Origin of the sequence: Vibrio sp. 10N.247.311.47 (assembly GCF_041467535.1) — a bacterium.
In the GTDB taxonomy this organism is placed as follows: Bacteria; Pseudomonadota; Gammaproteobacteria; order Enterobacterales; family Vibrionaceae; genus Vibrio; species Vibrio crassostreae_C.
On record NZ_JBFSUR010000084.1, the window covers coordinates 1 to 2,367 of the forward strand.

The following is a 2,367-nucleotide window of genomic DNA, read 5'->3' on the forward strand; positions in this document are numbered from 1 at the left end:
TGTGTGATGAATGGTGGGACAGTACTCAAGGCGGTCGCAGTGATGGCCAGCGCGCCGGCTTACTGTGGCGATTGTTCAATCACATTGAAGACACCAACCCTGAATTGATTCATGACGTGCTGGACTATGATGGCTTTTTCTCAAAAATCATGGGGGCTGAAGTCACGCCTGCCGATAAGGCGAACATGCTGGTTCAGCGAGTCTTGAGTGTTGAAAATCAATCGACCAGTGGCCGCGTGGTTCGTGGCTATGGCCAGGTGCTTGATAAGTCACTAGACCATCAAGTCAGAGAAGTGTGGAATAGCGCGGCAGGCTGGGCAGGATTACAAATTGGGCATATCTTCACAGGCCCGGCTTACTTCATTGTGCGAGAAGCGATGCCGATGCTGCAGTCTTTGCTGCTCATTGTGGTGGTGATTGCAAGTCCGATTGTGTTAACGGTCAGTAACTATTCGATGATGACGCTGATGTCGTTGTCACTCTCTTATACAGGATTGTTGTTCTTAACGTTTTGGTGGGAGTTGTGTCGAAGCCTAGACAGTAAGCTGTTGGAGGCGGTGTATTCCATGCATGACAACTTTAATCCGATAACCGGCACGATAAACAGCATGGATGATTCGATATTAGCGTTTGTGATGATCACGTTCTACGTGGTGGTGCCCGCGATATGGTTTGGGGTACTGGGTTACGCCAGTTATCGCGTGAATGGGGTGTCGATGGATAGTGCTATGACCAAAGTTGGGGATGCAGCTCAAAAAGGATCAGACAGACTAATAGGCACACTAGGAAATAAGATGAAATAAAAGAGAAGAGCAAGCCATTATGATTTTTTATAATACGCTTGCTCTTCCTCGTATAAAGTACAATCATTATGAGCCTTGAAGAAAGCTTCCTTCCATGACATAGACTTATCTAGTGTAGGTTTAGTTACTAAAGCTTCATTCACCTCTTCAAATGACAGAGATGTACTACTAAGAAGGGCATTACGCTCAGCTTCCACTTCAGCATGTAAACGATCACCTTTTTCATCTCGGTATGCCTGACGCCATTTTTTCAGGAATGCTAACATTTCGGCCTCTTTTGACTCAATACGGTTAAATTACCATCAGATTACGCCTTTATGCAGACGGTTGCAAATCGAATATTAAGCTTGACTTATTTTCACACAGGTTACGCCCAATTTTTGTGGATAACTGTTTTAATGTGTTATAAAAACATAATGTTAAGTTGGAATTCGACGAAAAAAACGGAAGGCTAAGTCAACCATGGCAAAGACAATTCACTATGACATTCAGCAAGTTAAAGTTAGAAGCGATAAAGAAAGCGCTCGACTGACCAGTCAGTGGAATCAGGTTCGACAAATCTGTCGTGACAAACCACTCGGAGAGGTCGCGAGAGCAAGATTAGCATTTAACCTTGTCGATTACATCACAAGTGAAGATCTGCCTTTTCGCTTACTTATCACTCGTGCACCACAAGCCATGGCCATCATCGGTGAAGAAACCCGAGTGTATAAAGAACATCGCGTCATTAATGGTAAACAAAGCGGGATGATTTACGCCAAAAGCGAACAAATGCTACCAAGAGAGATCCGCTATACGAATGAGTTTGTGGCAACCCGCTACGTTGATGGGATAAAAACACCACTGTCTGCAACGTCTCTCGTTGATTGCCTCAAGGCTGGAGAGGTCATAACACCACTCGATGGCATTCTGTTTTTAGGCTGTAAGCGCATCGCCAGTGACATAGCGCGCCTTAAAAAACTCGAACCAACCATGAACATCGAAATGAAGCGCATCGAAGTATCAGACAGCTTCACAGGCACGACAAGGAAAATGGCAAGTTACGAATGAATATCGAGGGGTCTGTTATTGCCTTATTCGTCGTGTTTCGTGAGTCTCAAAAATAGTTGTCTTGCATTCTGCAGGTAGGCATACACCAACATAATATTGTTATAGGCGGCTTCTCACATCCTTGTACGTCCCTATAGCTGTACTCAATGCGCTCACTTTAACCCACAGCCCGAAAAGCCGCACAAGTCATTGTGCAAAATCCAATGAACCCTTCGCAAGCACCAATATCATTGATATCGCGACATTGCTGAGGCACTCGCAAATACTGCACAACTGACTGATAATTTAAAGATTAACGGTCAATAATTTCAACTCTGGTACTTTGCCGTAAGATCAGAAAAATGTCGGGTAAGCGGTGCCCAAGCTTTTGCAAGTGCATAACCATCTTAGACTTATGATGCTCGTCTTTCGTCATATCATGCCCAAAATGCACGATTTTACAAAGCAGGGCTTGTTCTTTGTGATTAAAGTTTAACGTCAACTTAAGTAACGCCCGCTCTATCTGACGATAATT

General features: G+C 44.2%; 3 protein-coding genes and 1 pseudogene. 2 read left to right on the forward strand and 2 right to left on the reverse strand.

Features of this window, described 5'->3' with window-relative positions:
* Positions 1-803 (forward strand): conjugal transfer protein TraG N-terminal domain-containing protein (locus tag AB6E51_RS24165; RefSeq protein WP_372140282.1); only part of this gene is annotated, 803 nt, incomplete at its 5' end.
* A 17-nt stretch (positions 804-820) separates the two neighbouring features.
* Here AB6E51_RS24165 and AB6E51_RS24170 read toward each other — a convergent pair.
* Positions 821-1,069: a hypothetical protein gene (locus AB6E51_RS24170; protein WP_102333690.1), complete on the reverse strand. Its 249-nt coding sequence runs from the start codon at positions 1,067-1,069 to the stop codon at positions 821-823.
* Between the two features lie 196 nt (positions 1,070-1,265).
* On the opposite strand from AB6E51_RS24170, the gene AB6E51_RS24175 reads away from it, so the two are divergent.
* Positions 1,266-1,853, forward strand: coding sequence for a hypothetical protein (locus AB6E51_RS24175; protein ID WP_372127260.1), 588 nt, complete (start codon positions 1,266-1,268; stop codon positions 1,851-1,853).
* A 292-nt stretch (positions 1,854-2,145) separates the two neighbouring features.
* Here the strand turns inward: AB6E51_RS24175 and AB6E51_RS24180 are convergent.
* A pseudogene (locus AB6E51_RS24180) lies at positions 2,146-2,367 on the reverse strand (hypothetical protein); the annotation flags it as partial.